Origin of the sequence: Amycolatopsis sp. cmx-8-4 (assembly GCF_046548675.1) — a bacterium.
In the GTDB taxonomy this organism is placed as follows: Bacteria; Actinomycetota; Actinomycetes; order Mycobacteriales; family Pseudonocardiaceae; genus Amycolatopsis.
The window spans coordinates 140,538-159,311 of record NZ_JAEBDZ010000008.1; the positions used below are offsets into that span (position 1 = coordinate 140,538).

Genomic DNA, 18,774 nt, shown 5'->3' on the forward strand with positions numbered 1-18,774 from the left:
CCCCCACGGCGGCGCGGCCCCGTGAAGGTCTAAATTGGTAGGACCAGTTTCTGCGGAGCGTCCCGAACCTCCGCCTGGCCCCCATCCGACCTGGGAGTTCGCCGTGCCGCCTCTCCGTTCCCGGACCACCACCCACGGCCGCAACGCGGCGGGCGCGCGCTCGCTCTGGCGCGCCACCGGCATGACCGACAGCGACTTCGGCAAGCCGATCGTGGCGATCGCCAACTCCTACACGCAGTTCGTGCCCGGCCACGTGCACCTCAAGGACCTCGGCGAGATCGTCGCCGGCGCGGTCAAGGAAGCCGGCGGCGTCGCGCGCGAGTTCCACACGATCGCCGTCGACGACGGCATCGCGATGGGCCACTCCGGCATGCTCTACTCGCTGCCCTCGCGCGAGATCATCGCCGACTCGGTCGAGTACATGGTCAACGCGCACCAGGCCGACGCCCTCGTCTGCATCTCCAACTGCGACAAGATCACCCCGGGCATGCTCAACGCCGCGATGCGGCTGAACATCCCGGTCGTGTTCGTCTCCGGCGGGCCGATGGAGGCCGGCAAGGCCGTGGTCGTGGGCGGCGTCGCGCAGGCCCCGACCGACCTGATCACCGCGATCGCCGCATCGGCCAGCCCCGAGGTCGACGAGGACGGCCTCGACATCGTCGAGCGTTCGGCCTGCCCGACCTGCGGCTCGTGCTCCGGCATGTTCACCGCCAACTCGATGAACTGCCTGACCGAGGCGCTGGGCCTGTCGCTGCCGGGCAACGGCTCGACGCTGGCCACGCACGCCGCGCGGCGCGCGCTGTTCGAGGAAGCCGGCCGGACGGTCGTCGAGCTCTGCAAGCGCTGGTACGAGCAGGACGACGACTCGGCGCTGCCGCGCTCGATCGCGTCGAAGGCGGCGTTCGAGAACGCGATGGCCCTCGACATGGCGATGGGCGGCTCGACGAACACGGTGCTGCACATCCTCGCCGCCGCCCGGGAGGGCGAGGTCGACTTCACGATCGACGACATCGACGCGATCGGCCGTCGCGTCCCCTGCCTGTCCAAGGTGGCGCCGAACTCCGACTACCACATGGAAGACGTCCACCGCGCGGGCGGAATCCCGGCGATCCTGGGCGAGCTGTACCGCGGCGGGCTGCTCAACACCGACGTCCGCTCGGTGCACTCCCCCGACATCGAATCCTGGCTTTCCGCCTGGGACATCCGCGCTTCGTCGCCTTCCGAGACCGCGGTGGAACTCTTCCACGCGGCACCGGGCGGAGTCCGCACGACGCAGGCGTTCTCGACGGAGAACCGCTGGTCGTCGCTGGACACGGACGCCGCGGGCGGCTGCATCCGCGACGTCGAGCACGCGTACACGAAGGACGGCGGCCTGGCCATCCTGCGCGGCAACCTCGCCGAGAACGGCGCGGTGATCAAGTCCGCGGGCATCGACGAAGAGCTGTGGCACTTCGAAGGACCCGCGCGGGTGCTGGAGAGCCAGGAGGAAGCCGTGTCGGCGATCCTCAAGAAGGAGATCCAGCCGGGCGAGGTCCTGGTCATCCGCTACGAAGGCCCCGCGGGCGGCCCGGGCATGCAGGAGATGCTGCACCCGACGGCGTTCCTCAAGGGTTCGGGCCTGGGCAAGAAGTGCGCCCTGATCACGGACGGCAGGTTTTCGGGAGGTTCATCGGGCATCTCGGTCGGCCACATCTCCCCGGAGGCGGCGGCGGGCGGCCTGATCGCCTTGGTCGAAAACGGCGACAAGATCGTCCTGGACGTCCACGAGCGCCGCCTGGAACTCCTGGTGGACGCGGAAATCCTGGCAGAGCGCCGTTCGAAGATGGAGACGGCGGAGCGACCGTGGCAGCCGAAGGACCGCGAGCGCCCCATCACGGCGGCCCTGCGCGCCTACGCCCGCATGGCGACGTCGGCCGACACGGGCGCGGTCCGCGACCCGAACAAGTAAGCACTCACTCGAGCTGCCCGAAGGCCGCCCCGGTTTCCTGGGGGCGGCCTTCGCACTTTCTCGACCACGCCCCCACAGCCTGCTTTTGCGTGTACGTCAGCGGCCGGCCACCCCGTATCCGAGCGAACGCCGCTTCCCCGGTCGGTCTTCACGCATCCATGCGAGCGGACACTTCGCCGACCAGCCACCGCGTACCCGAGCGAACGCCCCCGCTGACCATCGCGCATCCGCGCGGACGACCACGCTCCCGACCAGCCTCCACGTACCCCAGAGGCGGCCACATTCCCGGTCGGCCGTCACGTGTCCCAACGAACGACCACGCCCCCAGCCGCCTTCACCCACCCGGGACGTCTGCCGTTTGCCGAAGCCGACCTTCGCGGAACCAGCCCGTCACGAAGCCCGGTTCAGCTCCCCGGGCCGCGGGGGGACCCCCGTTTTCCACGCTACCGGCGACCACCGACAACTTCCGACCCGCACAGCTGAGCTGTCCACAGCCGGCCGTCCGAGTCGGAAGTTGTCCACAGTCCCCTATCGGGTCAGCACGATGACCACGACCGAAGCCGCGGCGGCGAGCAACAGGCTCACCAGTCCCAGCGGCAACGGCCGCCGTCGCCAAGGCGTGTTCCGCTCCAGCGAAATCGGCCCGGCGCCGGTGAACAGCAGGCTCAACGCGCCGAGACCGAGCACCAGCTCGAACTCGAAGCCCTGACCCTGCCCCTCGAAGAACCCGCCGTGGAACTTCGCGTAGACCGCGTTCGCGGCCACCCCCAGCAGCCCCGCCGCGGCCAGCGGCGTGAACAACCCGACGACCACGAGCGCTCCGCCCGCGAGTTCGGTGATGCCGGTGATCCACGACAGCAGCGTCGTCTGCTTGTGGTAGCCGAACGTCTCCAGCATCCGCGCGAACCCGCCGATGCCCGGCCCGCCGAACAGGCCGAACAGGTGCTGCAGGCCGTGCGCCCCCATGGTCACGCCGATCGCCAGCCGCAGGATCAGCAGGCCGAGCCCGAGCCCGCCCTGGCGGGGACCGTCGTCGGCCGGCCCGTCGTCCTCGACACCCGACAGGACGCTGGTGGGCTGCTGCGAGAAGTCGTCTGCACTGGTCACGCGCGAAGGGTAGGGGATCCGCGCGGGCCTGGCGAGGCAGCGCGCCGCGCTCAGTACTCCCCGTGCACCAGGTTGTCCGGCAGCTCGCCCCCGGCGTAGCGCGCGATCTCGGCCGCGGCGACGGCGTACGACCGCCCGCGCACGCCGCGCACGGTGCCGCCGATGTGCGGAGTGAGCAGCAGCCCCGGAACGGTCCACAGCGGGTGCCCGGCCGGCGGTGGCTCCGGATCGGTGACGTCGAGCGCGGCCCGCAGCCGGCCCGTGGTCAGCTCGGCGACCAGGGCACCGGTGTCCACGACGCTGCCGCGCGCGACGTTCACCAGCACCGCGCCGTCCCGCATCTCGGCGAGGAAGTCCGCGTCGACCATCCCGCGGGTGCGCGAGGTCAGCGGCACCATCAGCACGACGGCGTCGTGCAGGCCGAGCAGCCCGGGCAGCTCCTGCACGCCGTGCACGCCGTCCCGTGCGGTCAGCCCGACCATGGTGCAGCGCGCGTCGAACGGCTCGAGCCGCCGCCGCAGGTGCTACCCGAGGTCGCCGGCCCCGATCACGAGGACGCGCTTGCCCTGCAGCGTGTCGGCGGTCTGCCGCGCCCAGCGGCCCTCGCGGCGCGCGTCGGCGAAGACGTCGAGTTTGCGATAAATCGACAACAGCGCGGCGACGACCCACTCGGCGGTGCTGCCACCGTGCGCACCGCGGCAGGTGGACAGCAGGACGCCGTCCGGCACGTTGCCGATCCAGTCCTCGGCGCCGGCGGACAGCAGCTGGATCAGCTTCAGGTTCGGCAACGCGCGCCACAGCTCGTCGCCGGCGCGGTGCTTGCCGGGGATGAGCACCTCCGCCTTCGCGGCCTCGAGTGGCACCGGCTCGCCCCACTGGTAGCGCACCGGGAGCACCCGCGGCACCTCGGCCAGCACGGACAGCCCTTCGTCGTCGGGCACCAGCACGGTCAGAGTCATGATCGCCACGGTAATCGAGGAGTACTCACCCATGGTTCACGCACCGGCCCCTAGGCTGGGCGATCATGCGAACCCGGTACCGGTCGGCCTTGCTGGCGATTCTAGCCTGCGGCGCCCTGCTGCCCGCCGGTTGTGCGCGGTTCGACGACACCGCGGCGGGCCAGACGTTCAGCCCAGCGCCGGTCGCGAGCCCCGAATCACCTCCCGAGGTGCAGGGTCCGGGCTCGGACTCCGGTGGCGACGGCAAGCAGGCCCGCCCTGGTCAGCCGGCCACGACGATCCCGCCGCCGCAGGGTTGCAAGGATTTCGACCAGACGGTGATCGCGACCTGCCTGGACACGGTGGCCGCGGTCGCCGGCCTGCCGGGCGACGGCTCCACGCCGAGCGCGCTCGCGGGCGAGCGCAAGAGCGGCCGCGTCCTGCTGGCCACGGCCGGCAAGGACGCCACGGAGTTCGCGAAGCTCGACGTCCAGGCGGCCGGCGACGGCGGCCTGACCGGCCTCGCGCTGTCGCCGTCGTACGTCGAGGACCAGCTCGTGTTCGCTTACGTGACGACGGCGACGGACAACCGCGTCGTCCGCTTCGCGAAGGGCCAGACGCCGAAGCCGGTGCTCACGGGCATCCCCAAGGGCGCGACCGGCAACCGCGGCTCGCTGGGCACGGACAACCGCGGCGCGCTCCTGGTCGCGACGGGCGACGCGGGCAACCCGAACGCGGCGGCCGACCCGTCGTCGCTGGCGGGCAAGGTGCTGCGGATCGACACGTCCGGCAAGGCCGCGGCGGGCAACCCGAACGGCGCCATCGCGATGGCGGCGGGCCTCCACGCCCCGGGCGGCATCTGCGCCTCGGCCGACGGCGGCCGCGTCTGGGTCACCGACCGGCTGGCCGACAAGGACGCGCTGTACCGGGTGCAGACCGGCCAGCCGCTCACCACCCCGGCGTGGACGTGGCCGGACAAACCGGGCGTGGCGGGGTGCGCGGATTTCGTCGACGCCAACGGCTCGGTCTCGGTGGGCACGTCCCTGGCCGGAAACCTGCAGAACCTCCCGGTGACGGCGGAGGGCGCGGTCAGCGGCAAGCCGACCATCAGCCTCGACGGCAAGACGGGCAAACCCCCGGTCACGTACGGCCGCCTCGCGGGGATCAGCATGATCAACCCCCAGCTGGCGGTGGCGGGAACAGTCAACAAGGACGGCGGCACCCCGGTCTCGAGCGACGACCGAGTGGTCCTGATCACGCCGGCCACCTCCGGCGGCGGCAACGGCAAGGACTGACGGCCCGCCTGCTGTCCGCTCAACGCTGGTGCCGCAGTCGTAGTCGCGCCCGAGACAACGCCACATGACCGGTCGCCCGGCGATCTGCTCGCTCCGGTTCAGCGGTGTCGTCGCCTGACCGACCACGCCACCGGCACCCGCACCCACCCGCCTCGGCCGACGGTCATCCATCCGGTTGAGCACTGTCGTCGCCCAAACCGGCACCCGCGCTTGCTCGCCCCAGCCGGCCGTCGTCAGGTTCGGTAAGCCACGTCATCGCCTGACCGACCACGCCACCCGCAACCGCGCCTGCTCGCCTCAGGCAGCCGTCATCCGATCCGGTTGAGCCCTGCCGTCGCCTAACCGACAACACCACCAACACCCGCGCCTGCTCGCCTCAGCCCGCCGCCGTCAGATCCGGTTCAGCTCTGTCGTCGCCCAACTGAACACGCGCCAACATCCCGCGCCCCCTAGATGATTGATTCCGTGAAGATCATGTGAGCTGACCCGGTTCAGGACATGAGAGGAGGGTGTCCAAGATCAATGTGTGAGCAAAGAACTAGACACCCTCCTGACAGCACTCTACGTGCTCGTGGATGACCATGTGGTCCCACCTCGGGTCGGTCGTGGCCGCCGACCCGAGTTGACTGACAGTGAACTGATCTGTCTTGCGGTGGCCCAGGTGCTGCTGCGCTTCGACAGTGAACGCCGCTGGATCCGCCACCTTCACAGTGAGTCGAAGTGGCGCGCCTGGTTCCCCCGGCCTGCCGGGACAGTCCGGCTACAACAAACGGCTCAGGGCGGCGTACCCGTTGGTGCGCAAAACGATCATTGCTCTGGCCGCGTGCTGCCCATCCTGGTTCGACGACCTGTGGATCACCGACGCGACCCCGGTGCCGTGCGGCATGTCGAAGGAAACGGTGAAACGTTCCGAGCTGGCAGGACACGCCAATTACGGATACTGTGCGTCACATTCCCGGTGGTACTGGGGCCTGAAGCTGTACCTGGTCTGCACCGGGGACGGCATGCCGGTCATGTGGTGCCTGGCCGACCCCAAGATCGGGGAACGCGAGGTGCTCGCGGCGTTGCTGGACAACAATCATCACCTGATCCGCAACGGCCAGATCTTGCTGGCGGACAAGGGTTTCTCCGGCGCGGAGTTCGCGGCGCTCGCCGAGACGATGGCGCTGCGTCTGCTGCGTCCGGATCGTAAGGACGAGACCTACCGCAATGGCAACCTCGGCGGAGTCCGGCAGTGGATCGAGTCGGTCAACCAGACTCTCAAAAGCCAGCTCGGTCTCGAACGGCATGCCGGGCGCACCTCGTCGGGGGTGTTCATCCGTGTCGCGCAGCGTCTGCTGGCGATGGCAGCCGGCATCTGGCACAACTGGCAGACCGGTCTGACCAGCAAAAGGTCACTGATCGCCTACGATCACTAACACCAACTTCACGGAATCAATCATCTAGTCTCAGTCGGCGCCCCGCCGGCCCAACCCAGCCGCCTCGTCGCCCAACGGACCACATCACCAGTAGCCGCGCAGCTGTCGGCGGCTCGCCGACCACAAGCCAGCGGCGTCCGGTCAGATCAGCGGCTTCAGCTCGACCCGTCGTCCCTCCGCGGACGACGCCAGCCCCGCCTCCGCGAGCTGCAGTCCCCTGGCGGCCGAGAAGAAGTCGTAGCGGTGTTGCCGTCCGGCGACCACGTCGCGGACGAACTCCTCCCACTGCGCCTTGAACCCGTTGTCGAACTCGGCGTTGTCCGGCACCTCGGCCCACTGCTCCCGGAAAGCCTCGGTCGCCGGCAGGTCCGGGTTCCACACCGGCTTCGGCGTCGCCGACCGGTGTTGCACGCGGCACCGCCGCAGCCCGGCCACCGCGCTGCCCTCGGTGCCGTCGACCTGGAACTCGACCAGCTCGTCGCGGAAGACGCGCACCGACCACGACGAGTTGATCTGCGCGATCACCCCCGATTCCAGCTCGAAGATGCCGTACGCGGCGTCGTCCGCCGTCGCCGCATATGCCTCGCCCTGCTCGTCCCAGCGACGCGGGATGTGCGTTGTCGCTTTCGCGGTCACGGCCGAAACCCGGCCGAAAAGGTTCTCCAGCACGTAGTTCCAGTGGCAGAACATGTCGAGCACGATCCCGCCGCCGTCCTCGGCGCGGTAGTTCCAGCTCGGCCTCTGCGCATCCTGCCAGTCGCCCTCGAACACCCAGTAGCCGAATTCGCCGCGAACGGACAGGATCCGCCCGAAAAAGCCGCCATCCACCAGTCGCCGCAGCTTTCGCAGCCCGGGCAGGAACAGTTTGTCGTGCACGACGCCGTGACAGATCCCGGCGTCCCGAGCCAGGCCCGCCAGCTCCAGCGCCCCGGCCAGGGTCTCGGCCAACGGCTTCTCGGCGTAGACGTGCTTGCCCGCGGCGATCGCCGCTCGCACCGCCGGCTCGCGTGCCGACGTCAGCTGCGCGTCGAAGTAGATCTGCACGTCCTCCAGCGCGGTGTCGACGTCGGTGGTCCACGACGTCAGGCCGTGCCGGTCGGCGAGCGCCTTGACCTTGACGGCGTTGCGCCCGGCGAGGATCGGCTCGAGCTGCGCGCGGGTGCCGTCCGGCAGCGCCACTCCGCCCAGTTCGCGGATCGCCAGCACCGACCGCAGCAGGTGCTGCCGGTACCCCATCCGGCCGGTGACCCCGTTGAGCAGCACTCCGATGGTCTGGTTCACAACTACCGGCCTTCCACGTCGATGATTCGTTCCCCGCCGTACGGCGCGGTCACACCGGGGATGTCGTATTCGGCGCGCCGGCCGCACATGCCGTAGCCGTCGGGGTTCGACGGCGTCGCGACCCGCACCCCCGATTGCTCGAGGTGACTCCCGTCGCCGTCGGCGAGCGCCTTGAGGTGCGCGCCGGTCAGTTCGGCGGCCTTGAGCGCCCCGGCTCGCCACTGCGGCACCCACTCCCCGACCTTTGGCGCGACGAGCGCGACAGCCGCGCGGTGGAACGCCCGCAGCGGCTCCGGGTCGCCGTCGAGCAGCGCTTCACGCAGCGGCAGATAGCCGCGAACCGCCAGGTCACGACGTTGCCGAGAGGCGTCGTCGGAATTCGGCAACGCCGCGGCCTCGGCGTAGGCGGCGGGGTCGGCGAGCACCGTGGGCGGGAAAGTGAACACGGCGTCGCCGGCCTCGGGCAGGCCGCTGTTCTGCATGAGCACGGTGACGCGCAGGTCACCGCCCTGCACCATCCGGTGCACGGTGCCCGGCGCGAACCACGCGATGACCCCGGCCGCCAACGGCGTCTCGGCGTAACCGCCGACGCTCAGCGTCTGCACGGCGCCGCGCCCACTCGTGACGACGTAGGCCTCGGTGCAGGCGAGGTGCAGGTGCGGGCTGCCACCGCAGACGCCGTCTTCGGCCGCCCAGTCGTAAGCCCGCAGGTGGGAGACGCCGATGCCACCCGGAAGGGGGAATTCGTCCATGGCCGCCTCTCAGAACCCGTGCGTGCCGAGGTAGCCGGTGACGCGGTCGCGATCCCAGGCGCCATCGGCGACGACGACCCGGTAGCAGTAGGCGAAGCTCTCCCCCGGGGGCAGGACGAATTCTTCGAAGAACGCCCACGAGATCGCCACGGTCGGCGTGTCCCGCGAACGGACGAACCAGTGCGACTCGTGGATCGCGCTGTCGTTCTCCGGGGCGTGCGCGAACACGAGCGTCGAATGCGCGTCGACGTCGTCGTGTTCGCCGACGAAGGCGAGCCAGGGCGCCTGCCGGCCCATCATCTCTTCGCCGCCCAGCTCGCCGGGCCCGAGGATCCGACCCCCGCTGAACTCGCGCGGCCCACGCCAGTGCAGCCCGGTGTACCCGGCCATCTCGCGGCCGGCGGTGGTCGGGCTGCCGAACGCGAGCGGCGTGTCGCGGATGTTGGTCAGCTCGATCGCCCAGTCGATGGCCCAAGCGCCTTCGTCCGGCTCGACCGAGTGGACGACGATGTCGCGCCGCTCCCGAGCCCACTCCTCACCGCTGTTGGCGACCCAGGTGAGCTGCTCGGTGAAGGTCAGCCGGTCACCGTCGACGGCAAACCCGGCGAACTCGTCGTGCCGCATCGAGCCGACGCGATCGGGCAGGTCCTGGTACCAATCGCCGGGGACGTAGGTGTGGCCGCCCCAGAAGTTCTGGCCGGACAGGTGGCTCGACGTCATCTGCAGGCCCTTGTGCCAGCGGTGGTCGGCCGGGCGGTAGCCGCTGACGCGCCGTCCGCCGAGGGTGCGCAGCGGGTGGGTGTAGGGCTTGCGGGACTCGTAGGCCACCGGGTCGGGTTTGTACACATAGGACATCAACTGGACCCCGCCGGCTTCGACGGCGACGTGATCGCCGTGCCGGTGAGTGACGGTGATCGCCGCGCTCATACCCGCACTCCTTCCTACTCCAAGCCCTGACCGGCGCCGGCCATCGACCAGTAGAAGTCGTCATCTGGCCCGATCTCGCCCCGGCGCACCCCACACCCGGTGAAGGCCGACTTGTAGAGCGCCGCGACGAGTTCCAGCACCCGCCGCCCATCCACCCCACTGCACGGCGGCCGCCGCCCGGCCCGGTACGCGGCCAGGACCGGCGCAAACGCGGCGGTGTGCGAGCTGGCGACGTCGTCAGGCGAGGCGGCCCAGCGCGTCGTCCGATCGGCGACCACGTGCGGCGCCGGGGTGTAGCGCCAGTCCTTGCCGCTGTAGCCGTAGAGGTGAGTGAGCTCGACGGTCGCGTTTTCGCAGTCGATCCGGATCCGGCTCACTTCGTCCGGCGACAGCACACTGTTGGCCACGGTCGCCAGCGCGCCCGACTCGAACCGGACGAGCGCCGTGGAGACGTCCTCGGTCTCGACGTCGTGCACGAGCCGCGCGGTCATCGCCCGCACCTCGGCCCAGTCGCCGAGCAGGTAAAGCAGCAGATCCATCTGGTGGATCCCGTGGCCCATGGCAGGACCGCCGCCCTCGCTCGCCCACCTCCCCCGCCACGGCACGGAGTAGTAGCCGGCGTCGCGGTACCAGGTCGTCTGGCAATGCGCGACGAGCGGACGACCGAGTTCCCCGTCCGCGAGCAGCGTCCGGAAGTGCCCGGCGGCAGAGCCGAACCGGTGCTGGAACACGAAAGCGGCATATGGCCCACCGTCCTGTTCGACGGCGGCGATCTCGTCGTACTCGGCGAGCGACCGGCACGGCGGCTTCTCACACCAGGCCCAGGCGCCGCTCTCGAGAACCTTCTTGACCTGCTCGACGTGCAGTCCGGGCGGAGTACAGATCGAGAGGAGGTCGGGCTCCTGCTCGGCCAACAGGGTACCGAGGTCCGGGTACGGCTTGGCGCTCGCGGCCTCGGCACAGAACGCGGCGGCACGCGCTTCATCGACGTCCGCGACGGCCACCACCTCGACGTCATCACGATGGGCTTCGTACGCGGCCCAGTGACTTTTCGCGATCCCGCCGGCCCCGACGACGGCGACCCGTAAGCGCTTTCCGCTATGCAACGTGAGACCTCCTCCCCTCCGCGGCGATGCCCGGCAACCAGCCTCCGCACCTCGACGTCCCTGGAGCGAGGCTTCCTCGACCGTCGCAGAAAGCGCTTTCTCACGCAACAGGCCGTCCCGCTGTCAACGTTGTCAGCGCCTGGTGCGCAACCAGAACGGACGAGAACGCGCACCGGCGCAGAAGACCGGCCACCGCACTTGGAGGCCCTCGCAACCACAAGCGGCATCGCGAATCAGCGGGCAGACCTTGCCGCCACTCACACATCGAGCAGGTCACTGAAACTTGCCACCACAACCGACCTCAGGCGGACAAGCGAACGTTGACGCCAGAGATCGAGGCTTCGCCACCGCAAGGCCGAGGTCAGACAGTTCTGCAGACTCGCGCCCTCTTGCAGCTCAGCGGCTTTTGTTCCGCAGGCTGCGTTTCCGCGGCTGCCGGCTTTCGGCGCGCATCGCCCGCACGTCCAGGAAAGCGACCACCCCGGACGCCAGCGCGGCGAACATCCCCAGGAACCGGCCGAAACCCGGCCCGATGGCGATGCCTGCCGCCTCGAAGATGCCCCGCTGGTCGGCGTCGAACTCCCAGTCGAGCGTGAGCCAGCCGATCGCCATCAGCAGCACCGACGCCGCGGCGACGACCAGCCACAGGTGCGGCAGGCCGCTGACCCGCACGTTCCGGACTCGCCCGAATACGACCACGACCAGCCCGGCCAGCAGCAACGGCAGCGGCGGACACCAGGCGAAGAAGCTCGAGTCCCACGCGTCGCGCACTACCTGGTCGTGCGGCAGCTGCGAGAGGATGTCCTCGATGTCCGGCTTGTTGGTGCTGAGCGTGGTCCACGGGAGGAACGCCGAACCCAGCGCGAGCAGCCCGGCCGCCAGGCCGAGCCACTCGCGCCAGGTGACGCTCTTGACGGAAAACGGCTGTGTCATGAAAGCGGTCAGGAACCGACGCGTTCGATGATCAGCTCGCGCACCCGCTTGGCGTCGGCCTGCCCCTTGGTCGCCTTCATGACCGCGCCGACGATCGCGCCCGCCGCGGCCGCCTTGCCGCCGCGGATCTTCTCCGCGACGTCCGGCTGCGACGCCAGGGCGTCGTCGATCGCCGCGAGCAGGGCCGAGTCGTCCGAGACGACCTTCAGCCCGCGCTTCTCGACGACCTCGCGCGGCGAACCCTCGCCGGCGAGCACGCCCTGGACGACTTCCTTGGCCAGCTTGTTCGTCAGCTCGCCGGACGTCACCAGCCCGATGACCTCGGCCACTTGGGCCGGGCTGATGGCCAGGTCGGCCAGCTCGACCTCGCGGGCGTTGGCCTCCTGGGCGAGGGTGTTGACCCACCAGCCGCGCGCCTCGTCCGGCTTCGCGCCGGCTTCGACCGTGGCCGCCACGAGGTCCACCGCGCCGACGTTCAGCAGGTCACGCAGGGCTTCGTCGGAAAGCGACCACTCCTGCTGGATCCGCTTCCGACGTTCGGCCGGCATCTCCGGCAGCGTGCCGCGCAGTTCCTCGACCCATTCGCGCGACGGCGCGATCGGGACCAGGTCGGGCTCCGGGAAGTACCGGTAGTCCTCGGCGGTCTCCTTGGTGCGGCCAGGCGACGTCGAGCCGTCGGCCTCCTGGAAGTGCCGCGTCTCCTGCTTGATCGTGCCGCCGTCGGCGAGGATCGCCGCCTGCCGCGTCATCTCGTAGCGCACCGCGCGCTCGACGCTGCGCAGCGAGTTGACGTTCTTCGTCTCGGTGCGGGTGCCGAATTCGGTCGTGTCCTTCGCCATGAGCGAGATGTTCGCGTCACAGCGCAGCGAGCCCTGGTCCATCCGGACGTCGGACACGTCGAGCGCGCGCAGCAGGTCACGCAGCGCGGACACGTAGGCCCGAGCGACCTCGGGTGCCCGCTCGCCGGTGCCCTCGATCGTCTTGGTGACGATCTCGATCAGCGGCACGCCGGCGCGGTTGTAGTCGAGCAGCGAGTGCTCGGCGCCGTGGATCCGGCCGGTGGCGCCACCGACGTGCAGCGACTTGCCGGTGTCCTCCTCCATGTGCGCGCGCTCGATCTCGACGCGCACGACCTCGCCGTCGTCGAGCGTGACGTCGAGGTAGCCGTTGAAGGCGATCGGCTCGTCGTACTGCGACGTCTGGAAGTTCTTCGGCATGTCCGGGTAGAAGTAGTTCTTCCGGGCGAACCGGCACCACTCGGCGATCTCGCAGTTCAGCGCGAGACCGATCCGGATCGCGCCCTCGACGGCCTTGCCGTTCACCACCGGCAACGCGCCCGGCATGCCGAGGCAGGTCGGGCACACCTTCGTGTTCGGCTCGCCGCCGAACTCGTTGGCGCAGCCGCAGAACATCTTGGTGTTCGTGTTCAGCTCGACGTGCACTTCGAGCCCGAGCACCGGGTCGAAGCGTTCGATGACGTCGGCGTAGTCCATCAACTCGGCCACGGCAGTCACTTCGTTCCTCCCAGCTCCGGGACCTTGTGGACCAGCGAACCGCCGGCGGCGGCGTCGCGGGCGGCCTCGTAGGCGGCGCCGACCCGATAGAGCCGGTCGTCGGCGAGCGCCGGGGCCATGATCTGCAGGCCGACCGGCAGCCCGTCCTCGTCGGACAGGCCGCTCGGCACGCTCATCGCGGCGTTGCCGGCCAGGTTCGACGGGATGGTGCACAGGTCGGCGAGGTACATCGCCATCGGGTCGTCGACGCGCTCACCGATCTTGAACGCCGTGGTCGGCGTGGTCGGCGAAACGAGGACGTCGACCTTCTCGAAGGCCGAGGCGAAGTCACGCGTGATCAGCGTGCGCACCTTCTGCGCCGAGCCGTAGTACGCGTCGTAGTAGCCCGACGACAACGCGTAGGTGCCCAGCATGATCCGCCGCTTGACCTCGGCACCGAAGCCCTTTTCGCGGGTCAGCGACATGACCTCTTCGGCGCTGTGCGTGCCGTCGTCGGCGACGCGCAGGCCGTAGCGCATGGCGTCGAACCGGGCGAGGTTCGACGAGCACTCGCTCGGCGCGATCAGGTAGTACGCCGGCAGCGCGTAGGTGAAGTTCGGGCAGGACACCTCGACGACCTCGGCACCGAGCGCGCGCAGCTGCTCGACCGCGGCCTCGAAGGACCGCAGCACGCCCGGCTGGTAGCCGTCGCCGCCGAACTCCTTCACCACGCCGACGCGGACGCCGGACAGGTCGCCGTTCGCGCCCTGGCGGGCCGCCGCTACGACCGGCGGGACCGGCGCGTCGATGGACGTCGAGTCCATCGGGTCGTAGCCGGCGATGACCTCGTGCAGCAGCGCGGCGTCGAGCACCGTGCGGGCGCACGGCCCGGCCTGGTCGAGCGACGACGAGAAAGCGACGAGGCCGTAGCGCGACACGCCACCGTAGGTCGGCTTGACGCCGACGGTGCCGGTGACCGAGCCGGGCTGCCGGATCGAGCCACCGGTGTCGGTACCGATCGCCAGCGCGGCTTCGAAGGCCGCGATCGACGCCGACGAACCACCGCCGGAACCACCCGGGATGCGGGCGTGGTCCCACGGGTTGTGCGTCGGGCCGTACGCCGAGTTCTCCGTCGACGACCCCATGGCGAACTCGTCCATGTTGGTCTTGCCGAGGATGACGACGCCGGCTTCGCGCAGCTTGCGCGTCACCGTCGCGTCGTACGGCGGGATCCAGCCCTCGAGGGTCTTCGACCCGCACGTCGTCGGGATGCCTTCGGTGGTGAGGACGTCCTTCAGCGCGAGCGGCACGCCGGCCAGCGGCGACACGGGCGCCTGGCCGCCGGCGATGCCCTCGTCGACGGCCTTGGCCGCGGCCAGCGCGCCCTCGGTGTCGACGTGCAGGAACGCGTGGACGTGGTCGTCCACCTCGGCGATCCGGTCCAGGTGGGCCTGCGTGACCTCGACCGCGGACACCTCGCGCGTGTGGATCTTCTCCGCCAGCTCCGCGGCGGTCAGCTTGATCAGCTCGGTCACTGCTCTTCCCCCAGAATCCGCGGCACCCGGAACCGGCCCTCTTCGGCGGCCGGCGCACCGGCCAGGGCCTGCTGCTGGGTGAGCCCGGGACGGACGACGTCCTGCCGGAAGACGTTCGTCAGCGGCACGGCGTGCGAAGTAGGCGGCACGTCTTCGGCGGCGACCTCGCTCACCTTGGCCACCGAGTCCAGGATCTGGTCGAGCTGGCCGGCGAAGACGTCGATCTCGTCGTCGGTCACGGCCAGCCTGGCCAGCTTCGCGAGGTGCGCGACCTCGTCTCGGGAAATGTTGGGCACGCGGGTGACTCCCGGGTTGTGCTGTGCGGGTTGTCTCGGAAGCTGCAAGTCTATGGTGGCGGCGTGGGCGGACTCGACTGGGTTACGCCCGGCGCAAGCTGAGTGCCGTCCGGCGACACCGAAGTCCCGCCCGGCGGACAGTGGGTCCCGCGAGCCGGGTGGGTCTGTCACAATCGGCGACCGGCATCGAGCGTCCCACGGCAAGGCTGGGACGCCAGAGGTGAGAGGGGCGCGTGGTGTCGTTCCTGATCCGGGTCCTCCTTCCGGACAGCCCGGGGACCCTCGGCGCGGTCGCCACGGCCCTCGGCACGGTAGGCGCGGACATACTCAGCGTGGACGTCGTCGAACGCGGCACGGGCGTGGCCGTGGACGACCTGGTCGTCGAGCTCCCGTCGGGCCGCCTGCCCGACGCGCTGATCACGGCGGCGGAAAGTGTCGAAGGCGTCGAAGTGGACGCGGTCCGCCCGTACGCGGGCGTGCTCGACACCCACCGTGAGCTCGAACTCGTCGAAGAGATAGCCGCGCGGCCGAAGACCGGTCTCGACATCTTGGCCGAGGGCGTACCCCGCATCGTGCGCGCGGGCTGGGCGATGATCGTCGAATACTCCGAGACCGGCGCCGTCCGGCTGGCATCGTCGAGTGCCGCGCCGGAAACTCCCATCACGGATCTGCCCTGGCTGCCGCTCGAGCGCGCGACGGTGCTCGACAGCGAGGAGGCCTGGATCCCGGAGACGTGGAAGGAACTGGGCACCGAGCTGGCCGCGACCCCACTGGGCAAGCCGGGCAAGGCGCTGCTGGTGGCCCGCCCGGGCGGGCCGAACTTCCGCGCCGCCGAAGTCGCCCGGCTCGCTCACCTGGCAGGGATCGTCGCGGTCGTCCTCGACGGCTGACGCGAGGTAGACCGCGTCGACCGAATCCGGGCAACGCCATCCCGGCCACCCGGCCGGGTGGGCATGCGCGGCCGTCGACAGCCAATCGGCTTGTTGGCTCGGTCGGCCGATTTTGGGCGACGTCTCTTCTCAAGACGTCGCCCCTTCGACAACGAACCTCGTCGCCCTCGATCCCGCTCGGTCAGACGTCGATCCGGTACGCGATCAGGGAGATGTGCGGGAACGGCCGCCAGTCGCGTTCGGGCAGCCGGGTGAAACCGAGGCGTTCGTAGAGCCGGTGCGCGGTGCGCATCCCGTCAAGGCTGCTCAACACCACCCTGCGAAGCCCCAACGTCCGGGCGCGATCGAGCACGGCCCTCGTGAGTGCCTCCCCGACACCACGGCCACGCGCCGACGGCGCCACCGCGAGCATCCGGAACTCCAGTTCGCCCGGACGTGAAATCTCCGCGTACGCCGAACCCGGCTGCACGATCGTCACGCAGCCGAGCACGTCCCCCGCCTCGCCGACGGCGACGAGCACCTCGGCCAGCTCGACCCGGCGCGCGATGTCACGCAGCTCCGCGTCGTACCCGACGTCTCCGGCCAGATGACCGTCGACGTCGTAGGCCTGGACAGTGACCTCGCCGGCTGCCGCGTACTCCCCCGGCCGCGGTGGCCGGATCTCGACATCACCCATCCGTCTCCCCGGACTCGTCTTCGGTGGTTTCGTCGCCGGCCGGCAGCGCCACCTCTCGCGCCGCCTCGGGCCCCCGCTCCAGCAGGACGCGGAAGCCGGCCTCGTCGAGCACCGGCACCTTCAGCTGGACCGCCTTGTCGTATTTCGAACCAGGCGAGTCCCCGACGACGACGAACGCCGTTTTCTTCGACACCGACCCGGCCGCCTTGCCGCCGCGGGCCATGAGGACCTCCTTGGCCTCGTCGCGGGAGAACCCGTCGAGCGAACCCGTCACCACGATCGACAGGCCTTCGAGGTTGCGCGGGATCGACTCGTCGCGCTCCTCTTCCATCCGTACGCCGGAACGTCGCCACTTTTCGACGATCTCACGGTGCCAGTCGACCTCGAACCACTCCTGGGTCGCGCGCGCGATGGTCGGGCCGACGCCGTCGACGTCCGCGAGCTCCTCCTCGGTGGCTTCCTCGATCCGCTCGACCGAGCCGAACTCGCGAGCCAGCGCCTGCGCGGCCGTCGGCCCGACGTGCCGGATCGACAGCGCGACGAGCACCTTCCACAGCGGCCGGTCCTTCGCCGCGTCGAGGTTGGCGAGCAGCTTTCGCGCGTTCGCGGACAACTCGCCGGCCTTGGTGCGGAACAACTCGACCTCGGACAGGCTGTCCTCGTCCAGGTCGAAGATGTCACCCTCGTCGGCGACCACCCGCGCGTCCAGCAGCGCGACCGCCGCCTCGTAGCCGAGAACCTCGATGTCGAAACCGCCGCGGCCGGCCAGGTGGAAAAGCCGCTCCCGCAGCTGCGCGGGGCAGAACCGGGTGTTCGGGCAGCGGATGTCCTTGTCGCCTTCCTTCTGGTAGGCGAGCTCGGTGCCGCATTCCGGGCAATGGGTGGGCATGACGAACTCGCGCTCGTCGCCCGTGCGCGCGTCCACCACCGGCCCGAGGACCTCGGGGATGACGTCGCCGGCCTTGCGGATGACTATCCGGTCGCCGATCAGCACACCCTTGCGCTTGACCTCTTCCCCGTTGTGGAGGGTGGCGCGCGCGACGGTCGACCCCGCGACCGTGACCGGCTCGGTGACCGCGAACGGCGTCACCCGCCCGGTGCGGCCGACGCCGACCTGGATGTCCAGCAATGTGGTGATCGCCTCTTCGGGCGGGTACTTGTACGCGATCGCCCACCGCGGCGCCCGCGACGTCGAGCCCAGCCGCCTCTGCAGCGACACCTGGTCGACCTTGATGACGACGCCGTCGATCTCGTGCTCGGCGTCGTGGCGGTGCTCACCCCAGTAGGCGATGTGCTCGGTGAGCTCCTCGGCCGTCGTCAGGACCTTGCTGTGCGGCGACACCGGCAGGCCCCACGCGGCCAGCGCGTCGTACGCCTCGGACTGGCGCTGCGGCTCGAAACCCCGGCGTTTGCCGAGCCCGTGACAGATCAGCCGCAGGCGACGTTCCTTCGTGATCTTGGGGTCCTTCTGCCGCAGCGACCCGGCGGCGGTGTTGCGCGGGTTCGCGTACGGTGGCTTCCCGGCTTCGACCATCTTCGCGTTCAGCTCGAGGAAGTCCTCGACGCGGAAGAAGACCTCGCCACGGACCTCGACCAGAGCGGGCACCGGGAACTGTTCGGTGCCCGTGAGCGTCTCGGGCACCTCCTCGAGCGTGCGCATGTTCAGCGTCACGTCTTCACCTGTGCGGCCGTCACCCCGGGTGAGCGCCCGGGTGAGATGGCCGTTTTCGTACAACAGGTTGATCGCCAGGCCGTCGATCTTCAGCTCGGCGAGGAACTCGGTCCGGCCGACCTCCTTCTCGACGCGCTCGACCCAGGCCAGGAACTCGTCACGGTCGAACACATTGTCCAAGCTGAGCATGCGCTCGAGGTGGTCATACGCGGTGAACTCGGTCGAGAACGTGCCCCCGACCCGCTGGGTCGGCGATTCGGGTGTGACCAGCGCGGGGTGCGCGTCTTCGATCGCCTGCAGCTCGCCGAGCAGCTCGTCGAACTGCCCGTCGGAGACGATCGGCGAGTCCAGGACGTAGTAGCGGAACTGGTGGTTGCGCAGTTCCTCCGCGAGCGCGCTGTGGCGCTCCCGCACGTCGGCCGGGACGTCGATGACGTCCTCGGCGGCCTCCGGGGCGTCCACCGCCGCGATCTGGTCCTGGGGACGGTCTGTGCTGCTCACGGGTGG

General features: G+C 70.0%; 14 protein-coding genes and 2 pseudogenes. 4 read left to right on the forward strand and 12 right to left on the reverse strand.

The features are described from left to right. The first annotated feature begins 103 nt into the window (after positions 1-103). On the forward strand, positions 104-1,948 hold the full coding sequence (ilvD, locus tag ACLJQZ_RS19030) for a dihydroxy-acid dehydratase (protein WP_410621317.1): 1,845 nt from the start codon (positions 104-106) through the stop codon (positions 1,946-1,948). Positions 1,949-2,476: 528 nt separating this feature from the next. Here ilvD and ACLJQZ_RS19035 read toward each other — a convergent pair. Both ACLJQZ_RS19035 and ACLJQZ_RS19040 read right to left on the reverse strand, forming a co-directional pair. Further along, positions 2,477-3,055, reverse strand: coding sequence for a DoxX family protein (locus tag ACLJQZ_RS19035; RefSeq protein ID WP_410621318.1), 579 nt, complete (start codon positions 3,053-3,055; stop codon positions 2,477-2,479). 50 nt (positions 3,056-3,105) lie between these two features. Next, positions 3,106-4,014: pseudogene (locus ACLJQZ_RS19040) on the reverse strand (2-hydroxyacid dehydrogenase). A gap of 65 nt (positions 4,015-4,079) precedes the next feature. Here ACLJQZ_RS19040 and ACLJQZ_RS19045 point away from each other — a divergent pair. Both ACLJQZ_RS19045 and ACLJQZ_RS19050 read left to right on the forward strand, forming a co-directional pair. After that, positions 4,080-5,288 (forward strand): PQQ-dependent sugar dehydrogenase, encoded by a 1,209-nt coding sequence (locus ACLJQZ_RS19045; protein ID WP_410621319.1) that lies wholly within the window; start codon positions 4,080-4,082, stop codon positions 5,286-5,288. Between the two features lie 526 nt (positions 5,289-5,814). Next, positions 5,815-6,706: pseudogene (locus ACLJQZ_RS19050) on the forward strand (IS982 family transposase). A gap of 141 nt (positions 6,707-6,847) precedes the next feature. Here ACLJQZ_RS19050 and ACLJQZ_RS19055 read toward each other — a convergent pair. The 8 genes from ACLJQZ_RS19055 to gatC all read right to left on the reverse strand — a co-directional run bounded on the left by ACLJQZ_RS19055 (position 6,848) and on the right by gatC (position 15,029). Next, entirely contained in the window at positions 6,848-7,987 is a 1,140-nt protein-coding gene (locus ACLJQZ_RS19055; RefSeq protein WP_410621320.1) for a Gfo/Idh/MocA family protein, read from the reverse strand. 2 nt (positions 7,988-7,989) lie between these two features. Then, a complete protein-coding gene (locus ACLJQZ_RS19060) occupies positions 7,990-8,739 on the reverse strand; it encodes a cupin domain-containing protein (protein ID WP_410621321.1) in 750 nt (249 codons plus the stop codon). Between the two features lie 9 nt (positions 8,740-8,748). After that, entirely contained in the window at positions 8,749-9,666 is a 918-nt protein-coding gene (locus ACLJQZ_RS19065) for a PmoA family protein (RefSeq protein WP_410621322.1), read from the reverse strand. A gap of 14 nt (positions 9,667-9,680) precedes the next feature. Next, positions 9,681-10,772, reverse strand: a complete 1,092-nt coding sequence (locus ACLJQZ_RS19070) for a Gfo/Idh/MocA family protein (RefSeq protein WP_410621323.1) — start codon at positions 10,770-10,772, stop codon at positions 9,681-9,683. A gap of 396 nt (positions 10,773-11,168) precedes the next feature. Further along, positions 11,169-11,705 (reverse strand): hypothetical protein, encoded by a 537-nt coding sequence (locus ACLJQZ_RS19075; protein ID WP_410621324.1) that lies wholly within the window; start codon positions 11,703-11,705, stop codon positions 11,169-11,171. Positions 11,706-11,713: 8 nt separating this feature from the next. Beyond that, the gene (gene gatB / locus ACLJQZ_RS19080) at positions 11,714-13,219 is read right to left on the reverse strand and encodes an Asp-tRNA(Asn)/Glu-tRNA(Gln) amidotransferase subunit GatB (protein WP_410621325.1); all 1,506 of its coding nucleotides are present in this window, start codon (positions 13,217-13,219) and stop codon (positions 11,714-11,716) included. Beyond that, positions 13,216-14,733 (reverse strand): Asp-tRNA(Asn)/Glu-tRNA(Gln) amidotransferase subunit GatA, encoded by a 1,518-nt coding sequence (gene gatA / locus ACLJQZ_RS19085; RefSeq protein ID WP_247061887.1) that lies wholly within the window; start codon positions 14,731-14,733, stop codon positions 13,216-13,218. The genes gatB and gatA overlap by 4 nt, the downstream gene beginning before the upstream one ends. Continuing rightward, complete coding sequence (gene gatC / locus ACLJQZ_RS19090) at positions 14,730-15,029, reverse strand: Asp-tRNA(Asn)/Glu-tRNA(Gln) amidotransferase subunit GatC (protein ID WP_247061885.1); 300 nt, start codon at positions 15,027-15,029, stop codon at positions 14,730-14,732. Before gatC ends, gatA begins: the two co-directional genes overlap by 4 nt. A gap of 236 nt (positions 15,030-15,265) precedes the next feature. Between gatC and ACLJQZ_RS19095 the strand changes: the two genes are divergently transcribed. Beyond that, entirely contained in the window at positions 15,266-15,919 is a 654-nt protein-coding gene (locus tag ACLJQZ_RS19095; RefSeq protein WP_247064029.1) for an amino acid-binding protein, read from the forward strand. A gap of 181 nt (positions 15,920-16,100) precedes the next feature. On the opposite strand, the gene ACLJQZ_RS19100 is transcribed toward ACLJQZ_RS19095, so the two are convergent. Both ACLJQZ_RS19100 and ligA read right to left on the reverse strand, forming a co-directional pair. Next, positions 16,101-16,595, reverse strand: a complete 495-nt coding sequence (locus tag ACLJQZ_RS19100) for a GNAT family N-acetyltransferase (protein ID WP_410621326.1) — start codon at positions 16,593-16,595, stop codon at positions 16,101-16,103. Further along, positions 16,588-18,768, reverse strand: coding sequence for an NAD-dependent DNA ligase LigA (ligA, locus tag ACLJQZ_RS19105; RefSeq protein ID WP_410621327.1), 2,181 nt, complete (start codon positions 18,766-18,768; stop codon positions 16,588-16,590). Before ligA ends, ACLJQZ_RS19100 begins: the two co-directional genes overlap by 8 nt. Between the last annotated feature and the right edge of the window lie 6 nt (positions 18,769-18,774).